This is a genomic window from Streptomyces sp. NBC_01268 (genome assembly GCF_036240795.1).
Classification (GTDB): domain Bacteria; phylum Actinomycetota; class Actinomycetes; order Streptomycetales; family Streptomycetaceae; genus Streptomyces.
Genome location: NZ_CP108454.1, coordinates 2,254,468 through 2,278,499 on the forward strand (window position 1 = coordinate 2,254,468; position 24,032 = coordinate 2,278,499).

Genomic DNA, 24,032 nt, shown 5'->3' on the forward strand with positions numbered 1-24,032 from the left:
GGAGAGGACTCCGTGGCGAAGAAGCAGAAGAAGAACACCGGCGGCACCCCGGCGACGGTGGCGCTGACGGCGGCGGGCACCGCGTACACCCTGCACTCCTACGACCACGACCCGGCGACCCCGTCGTACGGCGAGGAGGCGGCGGAGGCCATGGGCGTCTCGCCCACCCGGGTCTTCAAGACCCTGGTCGCGGACGTGGACGGCGAGCTGACGGTCGCGGTGGTCCCGGTGGCGGGCCAGCTGGACCTGAAGGCGCTGGCCTCGGCGGTGGGCGGGAAGCGGGCGGCGATGGCGGACCCGGCGGCGGCCGAGCGGACCACCGGCTACGTCCGCGGCGGCATCTCGCCGCTGGGCCAGCGCAAGCGGCTGCGCACGGTCCTGGACAGCTCGGCCGAGGAGCATCCCACGATCTGCATCTCGGCGGGCCGCAGGGGCCTGGAGGTGGAGCTCGCCCCGCAGGACCTGGCGGCCCTCACGCAGGCGGTGCTGGCGCCGATCGGCCGCGGCTGAGCCGACGGGCCGTCGGGCCGTCGGGCGTGCGGGCGGTCCCCGTCAGGCGCCGGGCAGCGGAGGCCAGGCCTCGTCCTCGGGCTCCGGGTCGCGGGGGCCGAAGAGCGCGGTCAGCGCGAGGTGCACGATCATCGCGGCGACGGGCCACGCCAGCATCGCAGCGGCCGCCATGTTGAGCTCCAGCGGCGCCTGGAAGTCGACGTTGGGTCCGACCGCCTTGGCGTGGGCGACGACGTCGCGGTCGGGCCCGAGCCAGACCCCGGTGCCCCAGGCGAGGAGCGAGCCGAGGACACCGCCGAGGGCGAGACCCAGGACGAGGGCGATGCCGCCGTGCCGGTGGACGAGGAAGACGACGGCCGCGGCGACCGCGCCGAAGCCGAGGGCCAGCAGGACGAACGTTCCGTCCATGCCGATCGCCGCCTCCCCCTCGCTGTTGCGGAGGAAGACCGCCTTGCCGTCGGAGATCAGGGTGACCCTCGGCGCGAGCCACAGCCACAGCAGTCCGAGCAGGGCACCCGCCACGCCGGAGACGGCGGCCACCACGGCGGCCTGCCGCAGCTCGGTGCCGGTGCTCGGGGCACCGTCCGGTGCGGGCTGCGCGGGGTAGGGCGCGGGCCACTGGGAGTCGTGCGGCGGCTGGTGCGGCGGAGTCAGAGGTGCGGTCACCATGCCATCGTGCCAGGTGTGCCTGTGCGCCGCCTCAGCGGACCGCCGCCCGACGGTACGCCCAGGTCGCGACGGCCAGCGAGAGGACGCCCACCGCCCCGCAGACGGCGAGGTCCCGGCAGACGGCCGTCCAGTCCGGGTGCGCGTCGAAGGTGCGGGCCAGGGCCTCGACCCCGTACGTGGAGGGCAGCAGGTCCCGCGCCCAGCCGATCGGGCCGGGCAGCCGGTCGGGCGGCAGGACGCCGAGCAGCAGCGCCGCCGACATCCCCAGCTGGCCGAGCAGGGTGGCCAGCTCCTGGCGCGGCGCGAGCAGGCCGAGGGCGGCGCCCAGCCCGGCGAGGGCGGCGCCGGACAGCGGCACGACCGCGGCCAGGATCCACAGGTGTCCGAGCGGCAGCCCGAACAGGACGGAGCCGGCGACGGCGGTCACGACGGTGCCGGGCACGGTGAAGGAGGCGTACGCCCCGGCCGCGCCGAGCACCACGGCGGCGGGCGGCACGGGCAGCGTGGCGTAGTGGTCGAGCCCGCCGCCGGCCCGCAGCTGCCCGAAGTACTGGGCGAGCAGGTTGAGCGCGACGAAGGCCACGACGAGGACGGCGGAGCCGGCCACCACGGCCCGCGCCTCCGTACCGCCGTCCACGACACCCCGCATCAGGACCATGATCCCGATCGACTGGAAGGTCGCGACGAAGAGCAGCGGGATACGGGAGACCCGGGCGCGCGACAGCTGCGCGCGGTACACGGCGGCGAGCGCGGGCAGCAGCCGGGCGCGCGGGGCGAGGGGCGCGGCGGTGTGGTCCTCCGCGTCCCCGGTCGGGTCGCCGAGGGCGGTGGCGGGCAGCGCCTCCGCGGGCAGGGTGCTCAACTCGTACAGCTCCTGGGATCCGACAGGTGCGACAGGTGCGACGGGCCCGGCAGGGGGGCCGGCGGGTGGGTCATGCCTTCACCAGCCCGCGGTTCTCGCCGCCGAGCGCGAGGTAGACGTCCTCCAGGCTCGGCGTCGCCAGCGTGAAGTCGTCGAGGGCGGCGAAGGCCGCTCCGCCGGTCACCGCGGCGACCGCGGCGCGCGCCTCGTCGGGGGCGAGCCGAAGGGTCCAGCGGCGTCCCGACTCCTGGGCGGACACCTGCAGCGCGGAGACCTCGGGGACCTCCAGCGGCGCCCGCTCGCGCCAGACGAGCTCGACCCGCACCTCCCCCGCGACCCGCTCCTTGAGTCCGGCGGGGGTGTCGCAGGCGATGACCCGGCCGCGGTCGATGACGGCGACGCGGTCGAGGACGGTCTCGGCCTCGATGACGTTGTGGGTGACGAGCAGCACGGTGGCGCCGTGCTCGGCGCGCCGCCGGTCGACGGCGGCCCACACGGCCCGGCGGGCGACGGGGTCCATGCCGGTGGTGGGCTCGTCGAGGACGAGGACCGGCCGCTCGCCGACGAGGGCGGCGGCGACGCAGGCGAGCCGGCGCTGGCCGCCGGAGAGCTTCTTCAGGGGGCGCCCGGCGATCTCCGCGAGGCCGAGCTCGTCGAGGACGGCGTCGCGCTCGGCACGGGCCTCGCGGGCGCCGAGCCCGCGCAGCCGGCCGGTGGTCTCGGCGGCGAGGGCCACGGTGAGCTCGTCGAGCGCGGTGGACTCCTGCCCGAGATGGGCGAGGAGCCGGGAGGCGCGCTCGGGGTGGCGGACCAGGTCGTGGCCGAGCATCCGGACGGTGCCGGAGTCGGGGCGCATGAGGCCGGTCAGCTGGCGCACGAGGGTGGACTTGCCGGCGCCGTTGGGGCCGAGCAGACCGAAGATCTCGCCGCCGCGCACGTCGAGGCTGATCCCGTCGGTGGCCCGCACCTCGGGGGTCGCGGGCGTCCCGCGTCTGCCGCGCGTGGCGGGGTACGTCTTGACCAGATCCCGCACCACGCACACCGTACTCACGAGGGATGAGCCTACGGGGTCCCCCGGCTCTCCTCGGGCGCGGGGGCGTGTTGGGCGGCGGCGTGGACGTCGATCTCGCGCCAGAATCCGGCCCGGATCGCGTACCGGTCGTGCTCGTCGATCTGGTCGTCCTTGTGGGCGAGGAGGCCGAAGCGGGCGGCGTAGCGGAGGAGTTCGCCGTCGATGCGGTGCGGGATGCGCGGGTACATGACGGCCAGCTTCTGGACGTGCCCCGGCTCGGGGAGCCGGTCGAGCCAGCGGCGGGCGAACACCTGGCCGACCTCGTAGGGGTCGCCGCCGACGGTGGTGATGTCCTCCTCGCGGTCGGCCCAGCGCTGCTCGGCGCTGGTGAGCTGGGCGAGGGTGGGCAGTGAGGCGGTCTCGGCGGGCTCGCCGAGGGGGGCGGCGGGCCGGTCGATCCACCCCTTGTCGGAGGACCAGCGCAGGGTGGCGCTCGCGGGGTGCGGGGCGGCAGGGGCGGCGGGCCCGCGCAGGGCGGCGAGGTCCTTGGGGGTGGGCACGGTCTTGGCGGAGGCGGGGGCGGGGATGACGGAGCCGTTCACGGCCTCGGCGTCGACGGGCTCCGGGCCCGTGGGGGCGCCCCCGTCGGTACGGACCCCGTCGGGGGCTCCACCGGCCGTGGCGGCCCGTTCGGCGGAGGCGGCGAGCGCGGACTCGGGCAGCGGGGCGGAGAGGATCGCGGCGATCTCGGGTCGGGGCACCGGCGGCGTGGCGCAGAGTCCGCTGAGGTCCTTGGCGCGGACGGCCCGGGTGATCCAGGCCCGGTCGAGGACCCGGCGCTCGTCGGCCTCGGCGACGAGGTCCTCCGACTGGTTGTAGTCGCCGTCGGCGGCCTGGACGGCCCAGAGGTGGACGGCGACCCCGTGTTCCTTGGCGGACATGAGGCCGGGCAGCAGGTCGCCGTCGCCGGTGACGAGGACGATGTCGGAGCAGGCCCGGTTCCTGGCGAGCTCGGTGAGCTCGGTGTGCATGGCCGCGTCGACGCCCTTCTGCGCCCAGCGCCCGTCGGTACGGGTGAGGGCGCCGAGCCGGACGGTGACCCGGGGCATCACGCGGAGCCTGCGGTGCTCGGGCTGGGGCACCCGGTCGGGTGCGCCGTCGAACCAGTAGATCCGCAGCAGCGGCAGCTCCGTGTCGGCCTCGGCGCGTTCGCGCAGCTGCTGGATGAGCGCGGCGTGGTCGACGGTGATCCGTGAGCGGGCCGGCTCCCCGGCGAGGAGGCTGGCGGCGGCGCCCAGCAGATAGCCGGCGTCCACCAGGACGACGCAGCGGTCCACGTGTTCCACCCTCTTTCGGGAACCTCGGGATCGGAAGTGCTCCAGGTTGCTCCGAGTCTGCCCGACCGCGCGCGCGGAGAGGTCCGGAACTGGATCATCGGCGTGGCGGATCTCACTCGGAGACCTCGATTACCGTCCGTAATGATCCAAAATGCGGCGCTTTCCGCCGTGTGTGAGTCTGACAGCGGCCCTGGCCCCACACCCCCTTGAGGAGGCATCATCCCCATGGCCAAGAACCGAAAGCAGGACCGCAGTCAGCAGCGAGGCTCGCAGGCCGAACGCGGGCAGCAGCAGGCGCAGGCGTCCGCGATGGAGTCCCAGGCCGAGCAGCGCGCCACCCAGGTCACGCCTGGCGACATGGCACGCAAGGGCCGTCAGAAGCGCTTCGGGCACAACTGACGGATCCACGGCAAAGGGGCGCGCCCGTGACGACGGGCGCGCCCCTTGCGCGTGTGCGGCGGACGCCTATCCGGCCAGGCAGGACGGCCCGAGCAGCACCTTCAGGTCGCCGAAGAGCGCCGGGTCGGGCTGGACCCGGTGCCGGTCGAGCCGGAGCACGGTGGTGGAGCGCGGCCCCTGCAGCTTGATGCGGACCTCGGTGTTGCCCCGGTGGTGCTTGAGGATCTCGCCGAGCCGGCTGACCATGGGCGGCGTCACCTTGACCGTGGGGATGGTCAGGATCACCGGCGCGTTGGTCCCGGCGTTGGAGAGGTCGGGGACCATCAGCTCCATGGCGACCAGACGGGGGATGTCCTCGCGCTTGTCGAGCCGGCCCTTGACGAAGACGACCGTGTCCTCGACGAGCTGGGTGGAGACCAGCTGGTAGGTGGCCGGGAAGAACATGCACTCGATGGAGCCGGCCAGGTCCTCGACGGTGGCGATGGCCCAGGCGTTGCCCTGCTTGGTCATCTTCCGCTGGAGGCCGGAGATGATGCCGCCGATGGTGACGACCGCGCCGTCGGAGTGCTCGCCGCCGGTGAGCTGGGAGATGCCGGCGTCGGTCTTGTCGGACAGGACGTGTTCGAGGCCGAAGAGCGGGTGGTCGGAGACGTACAGGCCGAGCATCTCGCGCTCCTGGGCGAGCAGGTAGGCCTTCTCCCACTCGACGTCGGAGAACTCGACGTCGAGGCCGAAGCCGGGCTCGTCGCTGTCGTCCTCGCCCATGCCGCCGAAGAGGTCGAACTGGCCCTCGGCCTCCTTGCGCTTGACGGCCACCACGGTGTCGATCATGGGCTCGTGCTGGGCGACCAGGCCCTTGCGGGTGTGGCCCATGGTGTCGAAGGCGCCGGCCTTGATCAGCGACTCGATGGTCCGCTTGTTGCAGACCACGGCCTCGACCTTGTCGAGGAAGTCGGGGAAGGAGGAGTACTTCCCCTTGGACTTGCGCGTCTTGATGATCGACTCGACGACGTTGGAGCCGACGTTGCGGACGGCGGTGAGGCCGAAGAGGATCACGTCGTCGCCCTGGGCGGCGAAGTTGGACTCGGACTCGTTGACGTTCGGCGGGAGCACCTTGATGCCCATGCGGCGGCACTCGTTCAGGTAGACGGCGGACTTGTCCTTGTCGTCCTTGACCGAGGTGAGCAGGCCCGCCATGTACTCGGCGGGGTAGTTCGCCTTGAGGTAGGCGGTCCAGTAGGAGACCAGTCCGTACGCGGCGGAGTGCGCCTTGTTGAAGGCGTAGCCGGCGAAGGGGACCAGGACGTCCCAGAGGGCCTGGATGGCCGCGTCGCTGTAGCCGTTCTTCTGGGCGCCGGCCTGGAAGATGGTGAAGTTCTTCGCCAGCTCGTCGGGCTTCTTCTTGCCCATGACGCGGCGGAGGATGTCGGCCTCGCCGAGCGAGTAGCCGGCGATGATCTGGGCGGCCTTCTGCACCTGCTCCTGGTACACGATCAGGCCGTAGGTGACCGCGAGCACCTCTTCGAGCGGCTTCTCCAGCTCGGGGTGGATCGGGGTGATGTCCTGCTGCTTGTTCTTGCGCAGGGCGTAGTTCGTGTGCGAGTTCATGCCCATCGGGCCCGGGCGGTAGAGCGCGGACACGGCGGAGATGTCTTCGAAGTTGTCGGGCTTCATCAGGCGCAGCAGGGAGCGCATGGGCCCGCCGTCGAACTGGAAGACGCCGAGGGTGTCGCCGCGCTGGAGCAGTTCGAAGGTCTTGGCGTCGTCGAGCGGCAGGGCCAGGAGGTCGAGCTCGATCCCCTTGTTGGCCTTCACCATCTTGACGGCGTCGTCCATGATCGTGAGGTTGCGCAGGCCGAGGAAGTCCATCTTCAGCAGGCCGAGCGACTCGCACTGCGGGTAGTCCCACTGCGTGATGGTGACGCCGTCGGTGTGCCGCACCCAGATCGGGGCGTGGTCGACGATGGGCTCGCTGGACATGATCACGCCGGCGGCGTGCACGCCCATCTGGCGGACCAGGCCCTCGACGCCCTTGGCGGTGTCGATGACCTTCTTGACGTCCGGCTCGTTCTCGTACATCCCCCGGATCTCGCCGGCCTCGCTGTAGCGCGGGTGGCTGGGGTTGGTGATGCCGTCGAGGTCGATGCCCTTGCCGAGGACGTCGGCGGGCATGGCCTTGGTGAGCCGGTCGCCCATGGCGTACGGGTAGCCGAGGACGCGGGCGGAGTCCTTGATCGCGTTCTTGGCCTTGATCTTGCCGTAGGTGCCGATCATGGCGACCTTGTCGGCGCCGTACTTCTCGGTCACGTACCGGATCACCTCGACGCGCCGGCGCTCGTCGAAGTCGATGTCGACATCGGGCATCGAGATGCGCTCGGGGTTGAGGAAGCGCTCGAAGATCAGTCCGTGCGGGATGGGGTCGAGGTCGGTGATGCCCATGGCGTACGCGACGATCGAGCCGGCCGCGGAGCCTCGGCCGGGGCCGACGGCGATGCCCTGGCTCTTCGCCCACATGATGAAGTCGGCGACGACGAGGAAGTAGCCGGGGAAGCCCATCGAGATGATGGTGTCCATCTCGTACTCGACCTGCTTCATGCGGTCGTCGGGGATGCCGCCGGGGAAGCGCCGGTGCATGCCCTTCATGGTCTCCGCGCGGAACCAGGTGACCTCGGTGTAGCCGTCCGGGATGTCGAACTTCGGCATGAGGTTCTTGGCCTCGAACATGCCGGAGACGTCGATCTGGTCGGCGACCAGCTGCGTGTTCGCGCAGCCCTCCTGCCAGGCGTCCGAGAGGTCGACGGCGTACATCTCGTCGGTGGACTTCAGGTAGTAGCCGGTGCCGTCGAACTTGAAGCGGTCCGGGTCGGAGAGGTTCTTGCCGGTCTGGATGCACAGCAGGGCGTCGTGGGCGGTGGCCTCGTGCGCGTAGGTGTAGTGCGAGTCGTTGGTGACCAGCGGCGGGATGCCCAGCTTCTTGCCGATCTCCAGGAGCCCGTCGCGGACCCGGCGCTCGATCTCGATGCCGTGGTCCATCAGCTCCAGGAAGTAGCGGTCCTTGCCGAAGATGTCCTGGTACTCGGAGGCGGACTTCAGGGCCTCGTCGAACTGGCCGAGACGCAGCCTGGTCTGCAGCTCGCCGGAGGGGCAGCCGGTGGAGGCGATCAGGCCCTCCGACCACTGCGAGATGGTGTCCTTGTCCATCCGGGGCCACTTCTGCAGCCAGCCCTCGGCGTACGCGTCGGAGGAGAGCCGGAACAGGTTGTGCAGTCCCGTGGCGTTGGCCGCCCAGATGGTCTTGTGGGTGTAACCGCCGGAACCGGAGACGTCGTCCCGCTTCTGGTGCGGCTGGCCCCACTGGATCTTCCGCTTGTTGCGCCGGGACTCCGGGGCGACATAGGCCTCGATGCCGATGATCGGCGTCACACCGGCCTTCTTGGCGCTGTGGAAGAAGTCGTAGGCCCCGTGCAGGTTGCCGTGGTCGGACATGGCGATATGGGTCATGCCCATCTCGTTGCACGCGTTGAACATGTCCTTCAGCCGCGCGGCACCGTCCAGCAGGGAGTACTGGGTGTGGACGTGGAGGTGCGTGAAGGGCGGCTTGGTCACGGGGGGTGCCTCCGAATGAATTCCTGGGGGGACAGCGTCGAAGTCTACGTCGCCCGACTGACAACGAGCGGGCACTCGCGACTAGCGTCGAGCGTTGGGGACAGAGAACACCTGTCCCATTTGTCATGCACAATTTTGAGTCACATCCGCGGCGCCCGCGCGCCGCGTCCCCGTACCCAGGAGGCACCCTCGATGTCGGTCCCCCAGCCCACCGCGGCCGAGCGCGGTGAGCAGATCCTCGCCGTCTTCGACACCGCCTTCGGCGAGCTGCTCGCCGCCGACCCCGCCGCCTTCAAGGTCAAGTTCCGCAAGATGGCCGGCTCCGCCTTCGCCTTCTACCGGGGCACCGCCTGCCTCTTCTACAAGGACCTGGAGCGGGAGGCGCACGGCGGCCCCTACCTGGACGAGCGGACCGGCCGGGTGTGGATCCACGGCGATCTGCACGCCGAGAACTTCGGCACGTACATGGACGCCAACGGGCGCCTGATCTTCAACGTCAACGACTTCGACGAGGCCTACGTCGGCCCCTTCACCTGGGACCTCAAGCGGCTCGCCGCCTCCCTGGCGCTGCTGGGCTACACCAAGGCGCTCGGCGACGAGCAGATCACCGAGCTGGTGCGGATCTACGCCGCCGCCTACCGGGAGCGCATCCACGCGCTCGCGACCGGCGCCAAGCACGACGAGATTCCGCCCTTCACGCTGGACACGGCGGGCGGCGCCCTGCTCGACGCCCTGCGCGACGCGCGCGGCATGACCCGCTTCGGCCTGCTGGACTCGATGACGGAGATCCGCGAGTTCGAACGCCGCTTCGCCTCCGGCGGCGGTGCGATCGAGCTGGACGCGGCCACCCGCTACAAGGTCCTCGCCGCCTTCGACGGCTACCTGGAGACCCTGCCGGAGTCGAGCCTGACCCGCCCGGACTCGTACCGGGTGAAGGACGTCGTCGGGCGGCGCGGCATCGGCATCGGCTCGGCCGGCCTCCCCTCGTACAACATCCTCCTGGAGGGCAACAGCGACGCCCTGGAGAACGACGTCGTCATCTACATGAAGCAGGCGCAGACGCCGGCGGTGTCACGCCACGTGACGGACGCGGCGGTACGGGGGTACTTCCGGCACGAGGGCCACCGCACCGTGATCTCGCAGCGGGCGCTCCAGGCGCACGCCGACCCGTGGCTGGGCTGGACGGAGCTGGACGGGGCCGGGCAGCTGGTCGCCGAGGTGTCGCCGTACGCGGTGGACCTGGACTGGTCGGACATCGACGACCCGGAGGAGATCGCGGCGACCGTGGCCGACCTCGGGCGGGCCACGGCGGCCATGCACGCGGCGGCGGACGACTCCAGCGGGCAGTCGCTGGTGCCGTTCTCCACGGAGCGGGCCATCGACGCGGCCATCGCGGCCGACGAGGAGGGCTTCGCCGAGCTCCTGGTGGACTTCGCGCACTCCTACGGCGCGCGGGCGCGGGCGGACCACCAGATCTTCGTGGACCTCTTCCGCAACGGGCGCATCCCGGGGCTGTAGGGGCGGGTGGGGCCGCCGGGCCCGCCCGGCGCGGTCTCACAGCTCGGCCTTAGGGACGCCATACGGCCCGGCATGACACACTTCCACGGCGATGGACATGGCAAGCATTCAGCTGAGAGCCCTACGGGCGGCGCTCTTCACGACCCTGGTCGTGGCGCTGTCCGTGGCCTCGCATGTGCTGCTGTCCGGGGTGCCGCTGCCCCTGGCGACGGTCGTCCCGGTCGGCGCCGGCGTCTTCGCCGTCGCCTACGCCCTGGCCGGGCGGGAGCGCGGCTTCGGCCCGATCGCCGGGCTGCTCGTCCCGCTGGAGCTGGCCGCCGACACGCTGTTCACCAGCGGGCAGGTCGCCTGTTACGGCCCCGCCGGCGGCCCGGTCGCCGGCTCGCTGCGCGCGGTGGGCTTCGACGTGGACGCACTGTGCGGCGGCGCCCTCGGCTCCCCGCTGCCGGGTGTGGCGGCCCCGGGGAGCGGGACCGCGGCGGCGCTGCTGAGCTCGCCCGATCCGGCGGTGCCCTGGCTGCTGCTCTCCGCCCATGTGGTGGTCGGGCTCACCGCGGCCGCCTGGCTGCGCGGCGGGGAGCGGGCGCTCGCCCGGCTGCTCGCGGCGGCCGTGGCCCTCGCCTTCCGGCCACTGCTCCTGGTGGCGGCCTTCTTCCGCGTCGTGGGGACGGTCCCGCGGCGCGCCGGGCGTCCCGTGGACCGGCCTCTCCGGTCGCGGGCCCGGCTGCTCGTGCACTCCGTGGGACGGCGTGGACCGCCGTGCTCCGCGGGCTTCCGGCGCGCCTGTGCGCCGGCGCTCGCCCTCGTCTGAGCAAGCACGCGGTCCGTTCGCCCTTTTCCTTTCCTGCTTCACGTCACGGAGATCACGATCATGAGCAAGCGCAACACCCAGGCCAACAAGGCAGCCGCCCGCGAGCGGCTGCGCGAGGAGCGCGAGCGCCAGGCCAAGAAGGACAAGGCGCGCCGCCAGGTGGTCGTCGCGGTGTCGGCGGTCGCCGCGCTCGCGGTGGTCGGCGGCATCAGCTTCGCCATCGTCCAGTCCAACAAGCCGTCCGTGTGGGAGACGGCCGCGGACGCGAAGAACGTCACGGCCCCGAAGAACACCGAGGGCACCGACGGCACGACGCTCGTCGTCGGCAAGCCGGAGGCGAAGAAGACGCTGGAGCTGTACGAGGACTCCCGCTGCCCGGTCTGCGCGACCTTCGAGCAGGGCGTGGGCGCGACCGTGGCGAAGGACGTCGCCGACGGCAAGTACAAGATCAAGTACGTGGGCGCCACCTTCATCGACAACTCCGACCAGGGCGAGGGCTCGAAGAACGCCCTGTCGGCGCTGGGCGCGGCCCTGAACGTGAGCCCCGAGGCCTTCCTGAAGTACAAGGAGGCGCTGTACTCGACCAAGTTCCACCCGGAGGAGAGCCAGGACAAGTTCGCCAAGGACTCCTACCTCCTGGAGGTCGCGGACTCGGTGCCCGCGCTGAAGGGCAACGCCGAGTTCAAGAAGAACGTCGAGGACGGCACCTTCGACGCCTGGGCGATGAAGATGTCGAAGGCCTTCGACAAGAGCGGGGTCACGGGCACGCCGACGCTGAAGATGGACGGCAAGACCCTGACCGCCGAGGGCAGCGACAACCCGCCGCTGACGGTGGACCAGTTCAACACCGCGCTCGCCAAGGTGATGAAGGGCTGACCCCTCGCCCCTCCCCCGGGCGCTCCTCCGGGACCGCTTCGCCGGCCCCCGGCCCACCGCACTCCGCGGCGGACCGGGGGCCGCGGCGCGTCCGGCGGGAAGCCCACTCCCCCGGGGAGGGCGGCCCCGGCCCCTTCGGCGACGCCCCGCCGAAGAGTCGGCGAACTTTGCGCACAGCTCTGCCACTCAGCCGTACCGGCCGGTAATCTGACGGCCCGTGACCAGTCGTAACCTCATATCCGCCCCCACTCGCCGCACCGTCGTGAAGGCCGCCGCCGTGACGGCCGTCGTGACCCCGGCACTGGTGGCCACCGCCTCTCCCGCGCTCGCCGACCCGACGGCGCCCGCCTTCCTGCACGGTGTCGCCTCGGGCGACCCGCTGCCCGACGGCGTCCTGCTCTGGACGCGCGTCACCCCCACCCCCGACGCCGTACCCGGCTCCGGCACGGGCCCCGATGTGACCGTCACCTGGGAGCTCGCCGAGGACCGCGCCTTCGCCCGGACCGTCGCCGACGGCACGGCCCTGGCCACCGCCGCCTCCGACCACACCGTGAAGGCGGACGTCCGCGGCCTGCGCCCGGCCACCTCCTACTGGTTCCGCTTCACCGCCGGCGGGGTCGTCTCCCCGGCCGGCCGCACCCGCACCGCCCCCGCCGCCGACGCGGCCGGACCCGGCGTCCGCTTCGGCGTGGTCTCCTGCGCCAACTGGGAGGCCGGCTACTTCTCCCCGTACCGCCACCTCGCGGCCCGCACCGACCTGGACGCGATCCTCCACCTCGGCGACTACATCTACGAGTACGCCACCGGCGCCTACCCGGCGGCCACGTACGTCGTCCGGCAGCACGAGCCGGCCCACGAGATCGTCTCGCTCGCCGACTACCGCACCCGGCACGGGAAGTACAAGACGGACGCCGACCTCCAGGCGCTGCACGCGGCGCACCCGATCGTCGCGATCTGGGACGACCACGAATTCGCCAACGACGCCTGGTCGGGCGGGGCCGAGAACCACACGCCGGGCGCCGAGGGCGACTGGGCGGACCGGGTGGCGGCGGCCAAGCGGGCCTATTTCGAGTGGATGCCGGTCCGCACCTCGACCGAGGGCACGGTCTTCCGGCGGCTGCGCTTCGGCAAGCTGGCCGATCTGCACCTGCTCGACCTGCGCTCCTTCCGCTCCCAGCAGGCCGGCGTGGGCAGCGGCAAGGTGGACGACCCGGAGCGCTCCCTCACCGGCCGGGCGCAGCTGGACTGGCTGAAGTCGGGCCTGTCCGCCTCGGACGCGGCCTGGCAGCTGGTCGGCACCTCGGTGATGATCTCGCCGGTGGCCTTCGGCTCGCTCCCGGCCCATCTGCTCGAACCGCTCGCCGGGCTGCTCGGGCTGCCCAAGGAGGGCCTCGCCGTCAACGTGGACCAGTGGGACGGCTACACAGACGACCGCAAGGAGCTGCTGCGGCACCTGACGGACCGGGGCATCCGGAACACGGTCTTCCTCACCGGTGACATCCACATGGCGTGGGCCAACGACGTGCCGGTGACGGCGGCGACGTACCCGCTGTCGGCCTCGGCCGCGACGGAGTTCGTGGTGACCTCGGTGACCTCGGACAACCTGGACGACCTGCTGCACGTGGCGCCGGGCACGCTCTCGGTGGTGGCGGCGGGCGCGGTCAAGGCGGCCAACCGGCACGTGAAGTGGGTGGACATGGACCACCACGGCTACGGCGTGCTCGACGTGACGGCCGAGCGCTCGCAGATGGACTACTACACGGTCTCCGACCGGGCGGACGCGCACGCGACGGCGTCCTGGGCCCGTTCGTACCGCACGCTCAGCGGAACGCAGCGTGTCGAGCGCGTGTATCAGCCGGTGCGCTGACGCGTACGTACGGGCGCCCCGGGGCGTCGTAGCGATGCTTTTCAGCCATGATCCGCTCTGTTAACGGAAGATCACATGGCTACGGCGGGTGGCGAGTTCGGGAGATCGAAACCGGACACACCACCCGCCTTCGTCATCACTTCTGTTACGTCCACGTCTCAAACTCCGGAAGCGACAGAAGTTTTTCTTCCCGATGCCCCGAATTGCCCCACGAATGATTGGGCTTGATCAATCCTCAACGACGTCTGACATGGACGCGTAATCTCCCGGCCAGTGGCGAGGAACTACCTCCCCACCACCCCCCACGAGGAGTCAGCGTGCGCGCTCTTGTCCGCATATCCCCGCTTATGTCACGTCGCGTGCTCGGTACGGCCGTGGTGGCCGGAACTCTGGCTCTGGCCCCCCTCTCCGCCCCCGCCGCGGCCCCGGCCACCTCCACGCTGGCCTCCGCCGAGAAGTGCGCGGACGGCTCCGCCACCCTGTCCGGCGCCCGCAAGGCCAAGGGCCACGCCACCGAGGCCGAGCCCAACGAGGTCACCGCCGCCCAGGCCAAGGCCATGGACGCGGACCTGAAGAAGAAGGTCAGCGAGGCCCGCGTCTCCGGCCGCGCCTCCCTGGCCGCCGGAGCGAACGCCGCCGCCGCGACGACGATCCCCGTCTACTTCCACGTCATCCACAGCGGCACGACGGGCAAGCTCAGCGCCACCGCCATCAACAACCAGATGGCCGTCCTCAACGCCGCCTACAGCGGCCAGGGCACCGGCAACGTGAACTCCAACTTCCAGTTCTCCCTGGCCGGCACGGACTACACGGACAACGCCACCTGGTACAACGTCTCCGACGGCACCCAGGCGGAGAAGGACATGAAGAACACCCTGCGCAAGGGCGGCGCCAACGCGCTGAACGTCTACACCGCCAACCTCGGCGGCGGCCTGCTCGGCTGGGCGACCTTCCCGTCCTCCTACAAGGCCAGCCCGAAGATGGACGGCGTCGTCATCCTCGACGCCTCGCTCCCGGGCGGCTCCGCGGCCAACTACAACGAGGGCGACACCGCCACCCACGAGGTCGGCCACTGGATGGGGCTCTACCACACCTTCCAGGGCGGCTGCACGGGCAACGGCGACTACGTCAGCGACACCCCGGCCGAGAAGAGCGCCGCCTTCGAGTGCCCGACCGGCCGTGACACCTGCACCTCGAAGCCCGGTGTGGACCCGATCCACAACTTCATGGACTACACGTACGACTCCTGCATGTACCAGTTCACGTCGGGCCAGGTGACCCGGATGAACGACTCCTGGACCGCGTACCGCGCCTGACGCACCGTCCGCGCACACGGGTGTGGCCCCCGGGGAACTCCCCGGGGGCCACACCCCGTCCGTCGCACCGATCTACAGGCTGTCCAGGAACGACAGCGCGACCGACCAGGTCCGCTCCGCCGCCTCCTCGTCCCAGTCCGGCAGCTCCGGGTCGGTGTACAGGTGCCCGGCGCCCCGGTAGCGGTAGACCTCCACGTCCGCCCCCGCCTTGCGCATCTGCAGGTACCAGGAGGACAGCCAGTCGTCCGTCTCGAACGGGTCGGGCTCGGCCACGTGCAGCTGCACGGGCAGGTCGTCCACCGACGCCGACTCGGCGATGTCCGAGGTGCCGTGGAACAGCAGCAGCCCGCGCGCCTTCTCGTCGCCCAGCGCCAGCGTCTGCGCCACCGAGGCCCCGAAGGACAGGCCCATGTAGACGAGCCCGCGCTCCGAGTACGGCGCGGCCGCCAGGACCGCGCGCCGCAGCAGCTCGTCCTTCCCGATCCCGTCCCTGAGCTCCATGCCCTCCTCGACCGTGCCGACGGTGCGGCCCTCGAAGAGGTCCGGCGTCCAGACCTGGTGCCCGGCGGCCCGCAGCCGCTCGGCCGCGGCCTCCACCGCGGGGCGCATCCCGTAGACCGAGTGGAAAAGCATGATGTCCATGCGGCCATCCTCCCATCCGCGCGGCACGCTCCAGGTCGTGGCCGGGCGCCGCGAGCCGGGCGGGACCTCCGGGCGCGGCCTAGCGCATGCTGCGCACGTCCAGGTGCCGGAGCACCCGGTCCACCACCTCCGGGTCGGCGCCGGGCTCGCTGCGCGCCGCGAGGACCTCGTGCCGGGCCGCGGACATCAGCTCCCGGTGGATCCGCTGGACCTTCTTCACCCGGTCCACCCGCTCCGTGAACGCGGCCCGCCGCTCGTCGTCGACCATGTCCGGACTGATCCGCGCCCCGATGTCGAAGGCCCCGCGCAGCAGCCGCTCGGCGACCTCCTCGGGGAGCTCCTCGACCTCCTCGATCTCCTTCAGACGGCGCTTGGCCGCCTTGGCGGCGCGGATCGCGAGCTCCCGCTCGAAGGCCCGCTCCGCGTCCGCGTCGGCCTTCACGCCGAGCCGCCTGACCAGCCAGGGCAGGGTGAGCCCCTGGACGACGAGGGTGGCGATGATCACGCAGAAGGCGATGAAGACGATCTCGTCCCGGCCGGGGAAGGGCGAACCGTCGTCGGTGCGCAGCGGGATGGCGAGCGCCAGCGCCACCGAGGCCACCCCGCGCATGCCGGACCACCACATGACGACGGTCTCCCGCCAGCTCATCGGGATCTCCTCGGCGTAGTCCCGGCCGGTGTGCAGCCGCTTCGCCAGCCAGGTCGCCGGCAGCAGCCACAGCAGCCGGACCCCGATGACCACGCCCACCACGGCCGCGCCCCAGCGGAGCACCTGCCCGCCGTGGTCGTCCACCACCCCGAAGACGTTCACCAGCTCCAGGCCGATGAGCCCGAAGGCGATCCCGGTGACCAGGGTGTCGATGACCTCCCAGAAGGTCTGCCCGGCGAGCCGGCCCATCACGTCGTCGGCGTCGATCGCGTGCTCGGCCAGGAAGAGCGCGGTGACCAGCACGGCGAGGACGCCGGAGCCGTGCAGCTCCTCGGCGAGCACGTAGGAGACGAAGGGCACCAGGAGGGTGAGTCCGGTCTGGAGCGTGGAGTCGCCGAGCAGGCCCATCAGCTTGTTGGCGGTCCAGCCGAGCGCGAGCCCGACGACGACCGCGACGACGGCCGACAGAACGAGCTCACCGAGTGCCCGGGGCCACGAGAAGGAACCGCTCACCACGGCGGTGATCGCCACGTTGTAGAGCACGATCGCGGTGACGTCGTTGAAGAGCCCCTCGCCCTCCAGGATCGACACCAGCCGCCGGGGCAGCCCGAGCGACCCGGCGACGGCGGTCGCCGCGACCGGGTCGGGCGGAGCCACGAGCGCGCCGAGCGCCAGCGCCGCGGCCAGCGGGATCCCCGGCACGAGGGCGTCCGCCACCGCGCCGACGGCGGCCGTGGTGACGAAGACCAGGGCCACCGCGAGCAGGAAGATCGGGCGCCTGTTGGCCGCGAACTGGCGCCAGGAGGTGCGCTGCACGGAGGCGTACAGCAGCGGGGGCAGGACCAGCGGAAGGATGTACTCGGGCGGGATGTCCACGTTGGGCACGAAGGGCGTGAAGGCCAGCGCGATCCCGATGAGGGTCATCAGGACCGGCGCGGGCAGCCCGAGCCGGTCCCCGAGGGGCACGGTCAGTACGGCGCCGAGCAGCAGCAGGAACAGCAGGGCCAATTGATCCACGGCCCCACCCTGCCACGTACGTCCGGTTTGACCGTGATTGCCCCCACCGTGGGGAGAAGCCCCGCGGTGGGAGAACGTCAGAGCGTGCGGCGCATCGCCCGGTGCGGCATCCCCGCGTCGGGGAACTCCGGGCCGTACGCCTCGTAACCCAGCCGCTCGTAGAAGCCGAGCGCCTGCGTCTGCGCGTGCAGGTCGACGGCGGCGAGCCCGCGCCCGCGGGCCGCGTCCTCGATGGCCCGCACCAGCGCGGCGCCCACCCCGAGACCGCGGGCGGCCTTGCCGACCGCGAGCCGCCCGAGGGAGCCCACCGAGGCGTCGGCGCCGGTCTTGCCGGTCGCGTCCGCCCCGAACAGCAGCCGCCCGGTGCCCAGCGGCACCCCGTCCCCGCCGACGGCGAGGACGTGCACGGCGGTCTCGTCGTACGGGTCGTACTCGAGCTCCTGCGGAACGCCCTGCTCCTCGACGAAGACCTCGCGGCGCACCGCGAAGCACGCCTCGCGGTCGGCGCCGTCCACGGCCTCGCGGACCACGTACGCGGCCCCGGTCACCGGCTCTCCGACGCGATCCGGTCGAGCGCGGTCTGCAGGTCCGCAGGGTAGGTGCTGGCGAACTCGACCCACTGCCCGTCGCCGGGGTGCTCGAAGCCGAGCCGCACCGCGTGCAGCCACTGGCGGGTCAGGCCGAGGCGCTTGGCCATCGTCGGGTCGGCGCCGTAGGTCAGGTCGCCGACGCAGGGGTGGCGGAGGGTGGACATGTGCACCCGGATCTGGTGGGTGCGGCCCGTCTCCAGCTTGATGTCGAGCAGCGAGGCCGCGCGGTAGGCCTCGATCAGGTCGTAGTGGGTCACGGAGGCCTTGCCGTCGGCGGTCACGGCCCACTTGTAGTCGTGCTGCGGGTGCCGGCCGATGGGTGCGTCGACGGTGCCGCTCAGCGGGTCCGGGTGGCCCTGGACCAGGGCGTGGTAGCGCTTGTCGACCACGCGCTCCTTGAACTGGCGCTTCAGCGAGGTGTACGCGTACTCCGACTTCGCCACCACCATGAGACCGGAGGTGCCGACGTCGAGGCGGTGCACGATGCCCTGGCGCTCGGCGGCGCCGGAGGTGGAGATGCGGTAGCCGGCGGCGGCGAGGCCGCCGATCACGGTGGTGCCGGTCCAGCCGGGGCTGGGGTGGGCGGCGACGCCGACCGGCTTCATGATCACGACGATGTCGTCGTCGTCGTGGACGATCTCCATGCCCTCGACGGGCTCGGCCACGATCTGCACCGGGGCGGCCGCGCCCGGCATCTCGACCTCGAGCCACGCGCCGCCGCTGACCCGCTCGGACTTGCCGACGACGGCACCGTCGACCTGGACCTTGCCTGCGGCGGCCAGCTCGGCCGCCTTCGTACGGGAGAACCCGAACATACGGGCGATGGCGGCGTCGACGCGCTCGCCCTCCAGGCCATCGGGAACGGGCAGCGTGCGGATCTCGGGACTCGTACTCACCCGTCGAGTATGCCTTGTGCGGACGACACCCCGTCGTCCGCCGGGGGCGGGCTCAGTCCTTGTGGACGGTTCCGTCGGGGTCCAGACCCCGGAAGGACAGGATCACGATCAGGATGCCGCCGCACACGATCGCCGAGTCGGCGAGGTTGAAGACGGCGAAGTGGGCGGGCGCGATGAAGTCGACGACCGCCCCCTCGAAGACGCCCGGCGAGCGGAAGATCCGGTCCGTGAGGTTGCCCAGCGCGCCGCCGAGCAGCAGACCCAGCGCGATCGCCCAGGGCAGGCTGTAGAGCTTGCGCGCGAGCCGGATGATCACGACGATGACGACGGCCGCGATCGCGGTGAAGATGATCGTGAAGGCCTCGCCCATGCCGAAGGCGGCACCCGGGTTGCGGATGGCCTCGAAGCGCAGCAGGTCACCGATGACCTCGATCGGCGCGTGCCCCTCCAGCTTCTCGACCACCAGCATCTTGCTGCCGAGGTCGACGAGGTAGGCCAGGACGGCCACCACGAGGAGGGCGACGATCCGTCGCCTCCCCTTGGGCCGCTCCTCGGGGACGGCCGTGTCGTCGGCCCCTGCTGAATCCGGCGTACCTGAATCCGGCGTACCGATGACGCTCTCCGCCTCTGCCATGTGCACGAGGGTACGGCACACTCCCCGGGCCGCGTCAGCCGCGGCGCTCCTGCCTCTGCTTGTCCTCCACGCACAGCGTGGCCCGGGGGAAGGCCTGCATCCTGGCCTTGCCGATGGGCTTGCCGCAGACCTCGCACAGGCCGTACGTGCCCGCGTCGAGCCGCTCCAGGGCGTGCTCGCTCTGCTCCAGCATCTCGCGCGCGTTGGCCGCCAGGGCGAGCTCGTGCTCGCGCGTGATGTTCTTGGTCCCGGTGTCGGCCTGGTCGTCGCCCGCCCCGTCGCCGGAGTCGCGCATCAGCCCGGTCAGCTCCTCCTGCGAGTGCACCAGCTCGCTCCGCAGCCGCAGCACCTCCGCCTGGAGGCCGCTGCGGGCCTCGGCGACCTCCTCGGGGGTCCAGGGGTCCTCCCCGGGGCGTACGGCGAGCTCTCCCGGCCGGGAGTGAGGCACCGCGGCCTCGCTCGTGGCCGTCCTGACGCCCCCCGCGGTCTTCTTCGCTGCCACCGTCCTGGCTCCTGTCTTCTCGGTCGCGGCCTTCGCCGTCTTCACGGTCTTCGCGGTCTTCGCCGTCTTCACGGTCTTCTTCGACGCGGCGGTCGTCCCGGCCGTGGCCGCCTTCTTCGCCGCGGCGGCCTTCCGCGCGGGTGCCGCCTTCTTCGCGGGGGCCGCGGGGTCGGCCGACGCCTCCTGCACGGCCGCCGTTCCTCCGGCCGTCGCCTTCGCGGCGGCCTTCCCGGCGGGCGCCTTGCTCGCGGGCGCGGAGTTCTTCGCGGGCGCGGACTTCTTGACGGCCGGCGTCTTCTTCGCTGCCGTCGTCTTCTTCGCGGCGGTCTTCTTCGCCACCATGTCGCGGCCCCTTCACATTTAGTGATCTTGCTCGCGAATCGTGCTGGGACGATAAATCGGCCCAGAGCCCGCGGCAACGGGGCACGCCGCCCTGCACACCCGCCCCGGCGCCCTCCGGGACGAGCCTGCCTCCGTTGTGCCCAGCTCCCCGGCGGGTTATCCGTCCCGACCGTCCCCCACTTGGCCGAAGTCCGACTCCGCACGGCCCGGTGTGCCCATTCGGGTCACCGGGAAACACCGGAAATCCGGTCGGCCGGGCCCGTCCCGGCCCCGTACACTGGCCGGAGCGAAAGGCTTGGATGGGGACGAGTAGCGTCGTACGCAGCCATGAGCGACCCGGGGACGGTGAGAGCCCGGGGGCGAGCCCGATGTGAAGCATCACCCCGGAGCTGCCGGAAGAAAGCCGCGGTCGACCGCGGCGAGTAGACCCGGCGTCGCGACCCCAATGAGGGGGCTCAGGACGGCAGCGGCCGGCCGGGGCCAAGGAGGGTGGTACCGCGGGAGCAGCGCTCTCGTCCCTCCGGACGGAAGCGAAACAGTCCGCCGGAGGAGCTCGCAAGCATGACGCCGCCGCAATACCGCCAGGTGCCCGCCCAGGTCGACCTGCCCGCGCTCGAGCACGCGGTGCTCGACTTCTGGCAGGACAACAAGGTCTTCGCCAAGACCCTGGAGCAGTCCGAGGGACGCCCCGAGTGGGTGTTCTACGAGGGCCCGCCCACCGCCAACGGCATGCCCGGCGCCCACCACATCGAGGCCCGCGTCTTCAAGGACGTCTTCCCCCGCTTCCGCACCATGCGCGGCTACCACGTCGCCCGCAAGGCCGGCTGGGACTGCCACGGCCTGCCGGTCGAGCTCGCCGTCGAGAAGGAGCTCGGCTTCTCCGGCAAGAAGGACATCGAGGCGTACGGCATCGCCGAGTTCAACGCCAAGTGCCGCGAGTCCGTGACCCGGCACACCGACGCCTTCGCCGAGCTCACGACCCGCATGGGCTACTGGGTCGACCTCGACGACGCGTACCGGACCATGGACCCCTCGTACATCGAGTCGGTCTGGTGGTCGCTGAAGCAGATCTTCGACAAGGACCTGCTGGTCCAGGACCACCGCGTCGCCCCCTGGTGCCCCCGCTGCGGCACCGGCCTCTCCGACCACGAGCTGGCCCAGGGCTACGAGACGGTCGTCGACCCCTCGGTCTTCGTGCGCTTCCCGCTGACCTCCGGCCCGCTGGCCGGCAAGGCGGCCCTGCTGGTCTGGACGACGACCCCGTGGACCCTGGTGTCCAACACGGCCGTCGCCGCCCACCCCGAGGTGACCTACGTGGTCGCCACCGACGGCGACGAGCGGCTGGTCGTCGCCGAGCCGCTCCTGGAGAAGGCCCTCGGCGAGGGCTGGGTGACCACCGGCGAGTCCTTCACCGGCGCCGAGATGGAGCGCTGGACCTACCAGCGCCCCTTCGAGCTGGTCGAGTTCCCGGCCGAGGCCCACTACGTGGTCAACGCCGAGTACGTGACGACCGAGGACGGCACGGGTCTGGTCCACCAGTCCCCCGCCTTCGGTGAGGACGACCTCAAGGTCTGCCGTGCCTACGGCCTGCCGGTCGTCAACCCGGTCCGCCCCGACGGCACCTTCGAGGAGGACGTGCCGCTGGTCGGCGGCGTCTTCTTCAAGAAGGCCGACGAGCAGCTGACCGCCGACCTGGACGCGCGCGGCCTGCTCTACCGGCACATCCCGTACGAGCACAGCTACCCGCACTGCTGGCGCTGCCACACCGCCCTGCTCTACTACGCGCAGCCGTCCTGGTACATCCGTACGACCGCCGTGAAGGACCGCCTTCTCGAGGAGAACGAGAAGACGAACTGGTTCCCGGACTCGGTGAAGCACGGGCGCTTCGGCGACTGGCTGAACAACAACATCGACTGGGCCCTCTCCCGCAACCGCTACTGGGGCACCCCGCTGCCGATCTGGCGCTGCGAGGACGACCACCTGACCTGCGTGGGCTCGCGCGCGGAGCTCTCCGAGCTGACCGGCACGGACCAGTCGGAGCTCGACCCGCACCGCCCGTACATCGACGCGGTGACCTTCACCTGCCCCGCCGAAGGCTGCTCCCACGAGGCCGTCCGCGTCCCGGAGGTCATCGACGCCTGGTACGACTCGGGCTCGATGCCGTTCGCGCAGTACGGCTACCCGTACCAGAACAAGGAGCTGTTCGAGAGCCGCTACCCGGCGCAGTTCATCTCCGAGGCGATCGACCAGACCCGCGGCTGGTTCTACACGCTGATGGCGGTCGGCACGCTGGTCTTCGACAAGTCCTCGTACGAGAACGTGGTCTGCCTGGGCCACATCCTCGCCGAGGACGGCCGCAAGATGTCCAAGCACCTCGGCAACATCCTGCAGCCCATCCCGCTGATGGACCAGCACGGCGCCGACGCGGTGCGCTGGTTCATGGCGGCCGGCGGCTCGCCGTGGGCGGCCCGCCGGGTCGGCCACGGCACGATCCAAGAGGTCGTCCGCAAGACCCTCCTGACGTACTGGAACACGGTCGCCTTCCAGGCCCTGTACGCCCGCACCTCGGGCTGGGCCCCGTCGGCCGCGGACCCGGCGCCGGCCGACCGCACGGTCCTCGACAAGTGGCTGCTCTCCGAGCTGAACACGCTGGTCGCCTCGGTCACCGAGGCGATGGAGGCGTACGACACCCAGCGGGCCGGCAAGCTGCTCTCGGCCTTCGTCGACGACCTGTCCAACTGGTACGTGCGCCGCTCCCGCCGCCGCTTCTGGCAGGGCGACAAGGCGGCGCTGCGCACCCTGCACGAGGTCGTCGAGACGGTCACCCGTCTGATGGCCCCGCTGACCCCCTTCATCACGGAGCGGGTCTGGCAGGACCTGGTCGTCACGGTCTCCCCGGACGCCCCGGACTCCGTCCACCTGGCCACCTGGCCGGAGGCGGACGCCGCGCTCGTCGACGAGGTGCTGTCCGAGCAGATGCTGCTGGTCCGCCGCCTGGTCGAGCTGGGCCGCGCGACGCGCGCCGAGTCGGGCGTGAAGACCCGTCAGCCGCTCTCGCGCGCGCTGGTTGCGGCGACCGGCTTCGCGGCCCTCTCGCCGGAGCTCCAGGCCCAGATCACGGAGGAGCTGAACGTCTCCTCGCTCGCCTCCCTCTCCGAGGTCGGCGGCAGCCTCGTCGACACCACCGCCAAGGCGAACTTCCGGGCGCTGGGCAAGCGCTTCGGCAAGGGCGTCCAGGACGTGGCGAAGGCGGTGGCCGCGGCCGACGCGGCGGCCCTGTCGCTGGCGCTGCGCGGCGGCGAGGCGGTCGTCACGGTCAACGGCGAGGAGGTGACCCTCACCCCGGAGGAGGTCATCATCACGGAGACCCCGCGCGAGGGCTGGTCGGTGGCCTCCGACTCCGGCGCGACGGTCGCCCTGGACCTGGAGATCACCCCGGAGCTGCGCAAGGCGGGTCTGGCCCGTGACGCGATCCGCCTGATCCAGGAGGCCCGCAAGAACAGCGGCCTGGACGTGGCGGACCGGATCGCGCTGCGCTGGACCTCCACCTCCCCGGAGACGGTGGAGGCGCTGGCGGCCCACGCCGGTCTGATCGCCGACGAGGTCCTGGCCACGGACCACGCGGAGGGCGCCGCCGACGATTCGTACGGCACCCCGTTCGAGGACGAGGGCCTGGCCCTCACCTTCCGCCTCCGCAAGGCGTAACCCGCACGGCGAAGGGCCCGGCACCGACCTCGGTGCCGGGCCCTTCGGCGTACCCGGCCCTGCGGCGTACCCGGCCCTGCGGCGTACCCGGCCCTGCGGCGTACCCGGCCCTGCGGCGTGCCCGTCCCTGCGGCGTGCCCGGCCCTGCGGCGTGCCCGGCCCTGCGGCGTGCCCGGCCCTGCGGCGTACCCGCCCTTCGGCGTACCCGCCCTTCGGCGTACGCCCGGGGACGCGCAAAAGGGCCGGGCCCTGGGTGGATACCCAGGGCCCGG

19 protein-coding genes are annotated in these 24,032 nt (G+C 71.7%); 8 read left to right on the forward strand and 11 right to left on the reverse strand.

Annotation, left to right across the window (positions count from 1 at the left end; translation table 11 throughout):
- Positions 1-12: 12 nt before the first annotated feature.
- A complete protein-coding gene (gene ybaK / locus OG309_RS09855) occupies positions 13-510 on the forward strand; it encodes a Cys-tRNA(Pro) deacylase (RefSeq protein WP_329419820.1) in 498 nt (165 codons plus the stop codon).
- Positions 511-552: 42 nt separating this feature from the next.
- Here the strand turns inward: ybaK and OG309_RS09860 are convergent, their stop codons facing one another.
- The 4 genes from OG309_RS09860 to OG309_RS09875 all read right to left on the reverse strand — a co-directional run bounded on the left by OG309_RS09860 (position 553) and on the right by OG309_RS09875 (position 4,399).
- Entirely contained in the window at positions 553-1,179 is a 627-nt protein-coding gene (locus OG309_RS09860) for a DUF2567 domain-containing protein (protein WP_329419822.1), read from the reverse strand.
- A 31-nt stretch (positions 1,180-1,210) separates the two neighbouring features.
- Positions 1,211-2,041 carry an ABC transporter permease gene (locus tag OG309_RS09865; RefSeq protein ID WP_402546493.1) on the reverse strand — a complete coding sequence of 277 codons (831 nt, stop codon included), beginning with the start codon at positions 2,039-2,041 and terminating at the stop codon, positions 1,211-1,213.
- Between the two features lie 70 nt (positions 2,042-2,111).
- A complete protein-coding gene (locus OG309_RS09870) occupies positions 2,112-3,083 on the reverse strand; it encodes an ABC transporter ATP-binding protein (protein ID WP_329428242.1) in 972 nt (323 codons plus the stop codon).
- Between the two features lie 20 nt (positions 3,084-3,103).
- The gene (locus tag OG309_RS09875; RefSeq protein WP_329419823.1) at positions 3,104-4,399 is read right to left on the reverse strand and encodes an NYN domain-containing protein; all 1,296 of its coding nucleotides are present in this window, start codon (positions 4,397-4,399) and stop codon (positions 3,104-3,106) included.
- Positions 4,400-4,615: 216 nt separating this feature from the next.
- Between OG309_RS09875 and OG309_RS09880 the strand changes: the two genes are divergently transcribed.
- Complete coding sequence (locus tag OG309_RS09880; RefSeq protein WP_329419825.1) at positions 4,616-4,789, forward strand: hypothetical protein; 174 nt, start codon at positions 4,616-4,618, stop codon at positions 4,787-4,789.
- 66 nt (positions 4,790-4,855) lie between these two features.
- On the opposite strand, the gene dnaE is transcribed toward OG309_RS09880, so the two are convergent.
- Entirely contained in the window at positions 4,856-8,395 is a 3,540-nt protein-coding gene (gene dnaE / locus OG309_RS09885) for a DNA polymerase III subunit alpha (RefSeq protein WP_329419826.1), read from the reverse strand.
- Positions 8,396-8,587: 192 nt separating this feature from the next.
- On the opposite strand from dnaE, the gene OG309_RS09890 reads away from it, so the two are divergent.
- The 5 genes from OG309_RS09890 (at position 8,588) to OG309_RS09910 (ending at position 14,783) form a co-directional block, all read left to right on the forward strand.
- Entirely contained in the window at positions 8,588-9,913 is a 1,326-nt protein-coding gene (locus tag OG309_RS09890) for a DUF2252 domain-containing protein (protein WP_329419828.1), read from the forward strand.
- Between the two features lie 91 nt (positions 9,914-10,004).
- Complete coding sequence (locus tag OG309_RS09895; protein ID WP_329419829.1) at positions 10,005-10,724, forward strand: hypothetical protein; 720 nt, start codon at positions 10,005-10,007, stop codon at positions 10,722-10,724.
- Between the two features lie 60 nt (positions 10,725-10,784).
- Entirely contained in the window at positions 10,785-11,600 is an 816-nt protein-coding gene (locus tag OG309_RS09900; protein ID WP_329419830.1) for a DsbA family protein, read from the forward strand.
- 217 nt (positions 11,601-11,817) lie between these two features.
- On the forward strand, positions 11,818-13,467 hold the full coding sequence (locus OG309_RS09905; RefSeq protein ID WP_329419831.1) for an alkaline phosphatase D family protein: 1,650 nt from the start codon (positions 11,818-11,820) through the stop codon (positions 13,465-13,467).
- Positions 13,468-13,814: 347 nt separating this feature from the next.
- Complete coding sequence (locus tag OG309_RS09910) at positions 13,815-14,783, forward strand: zinc metalloprotease (RefSeq protein ID WP_329419833.1); 969 nt, start codon at positions 13,815-13,817, stop codon at positions 14,781-14,783.
- 72 nt (positions 14,784-14,855) lie between these two features.
- Here OG309_RS09910 and OG309_RS09915 read toward each other — a convergent pair whose 3' ends face one another.
- From OG309_RS09915 to OG309_RS09940, 6 genes are all read right to left on the reverse strand, one after another.
- Positions 14,856-15,425, reverse strand: coding sequence for a dienelactone hydrolase family protein (locus tag OG309_RS09915; RefSeq protein ID WP_329419834.1), 570 nt, complete (start codon positions 15,423-15,425; stop codon positions 14,856-14,858).
- Positions 15,426-15,504: 79 nt separating this feature from the next.
- Positions 15,505-17,091 (reverse strand): Na+/H+ antiporter, encoded by a 1,587-nt coding sequence (locus OG309_RS09920; RefSeq protein WP_329419836.1) that lies wholly within the window; start codon positions 17,089-17,091, stop codon positions 15,505-15,507.
- 77 nt (positions 17,092-17,168) lie between these two features.
- Positions 17,169-17,639, reverse strand: a complete 471-nt coding sequence (locus tag OG309_RS09925; protein WP_329419837.1) for a GNAT family N-acetyltransferase — start codon at positions 17,637-17,639, stop codon at positions 17,169-17,171.
- Positions 17,636-18,577 carry an RluA family pseudouridine synthase gene (locus tag OG309_RS09930; RefSeq protein ID WP_329419839.1) on the reverse strand — a complete coding sequence of 314 codons (942 nt, stop codon included), beginning with the start codon at positions 18,575-18,577 and terminating at the stop codon, positions 17,636-17,638. The genes OG309_RS09925 and OG309_RS09930 overlap by 4 nt, the downstream gene beginning before the upstream one ends.
- 52 nt (positions 18,578-18,629) lie before the next feature.
- A complete protein-coding gene (lspA, locus tag OG309_RS09935) occupies positions 18,630-19,211 on the reverse strand; it encodes a signal peptidase II (protein ID WP_329419841.1) in 582 nt (193 codons plus the stop codon).
- Between the two features lie 34 nt (positions 19,212-19,245).
- Positions 19,246-20,055 (reverse strand): TraR/DksA family transcriptional regulator, encoded by an 810-nt coding sequence (locus OG309_RS09940; protein ID WP_329419842.1) that lies wholly within the window; start codon positions 20,053-20,055, stop codon positions 19,246-19,248.
- A gap of 561 nt (positions 20,056-20,616) precedes the next feature.
- Between OG309_RS09940 and ileS the strand changes: the two genes are divergently transcribed.
- The gene (gene ileS / locus OG309_RS09945; RefSeq protein ID WP_329419843.1) at positions 20,617-23,760 is read left to right on the forward strand and encodes an isoleucine--tRNA ligase; all 3,144 of its coding nucleotides are present in this window, start codon (positions 20,617-20,619) and stop codon (positions 23,758-23,760) included.
- Positions 23,761-24,032 lie beyond the last annotated feature (272 nt).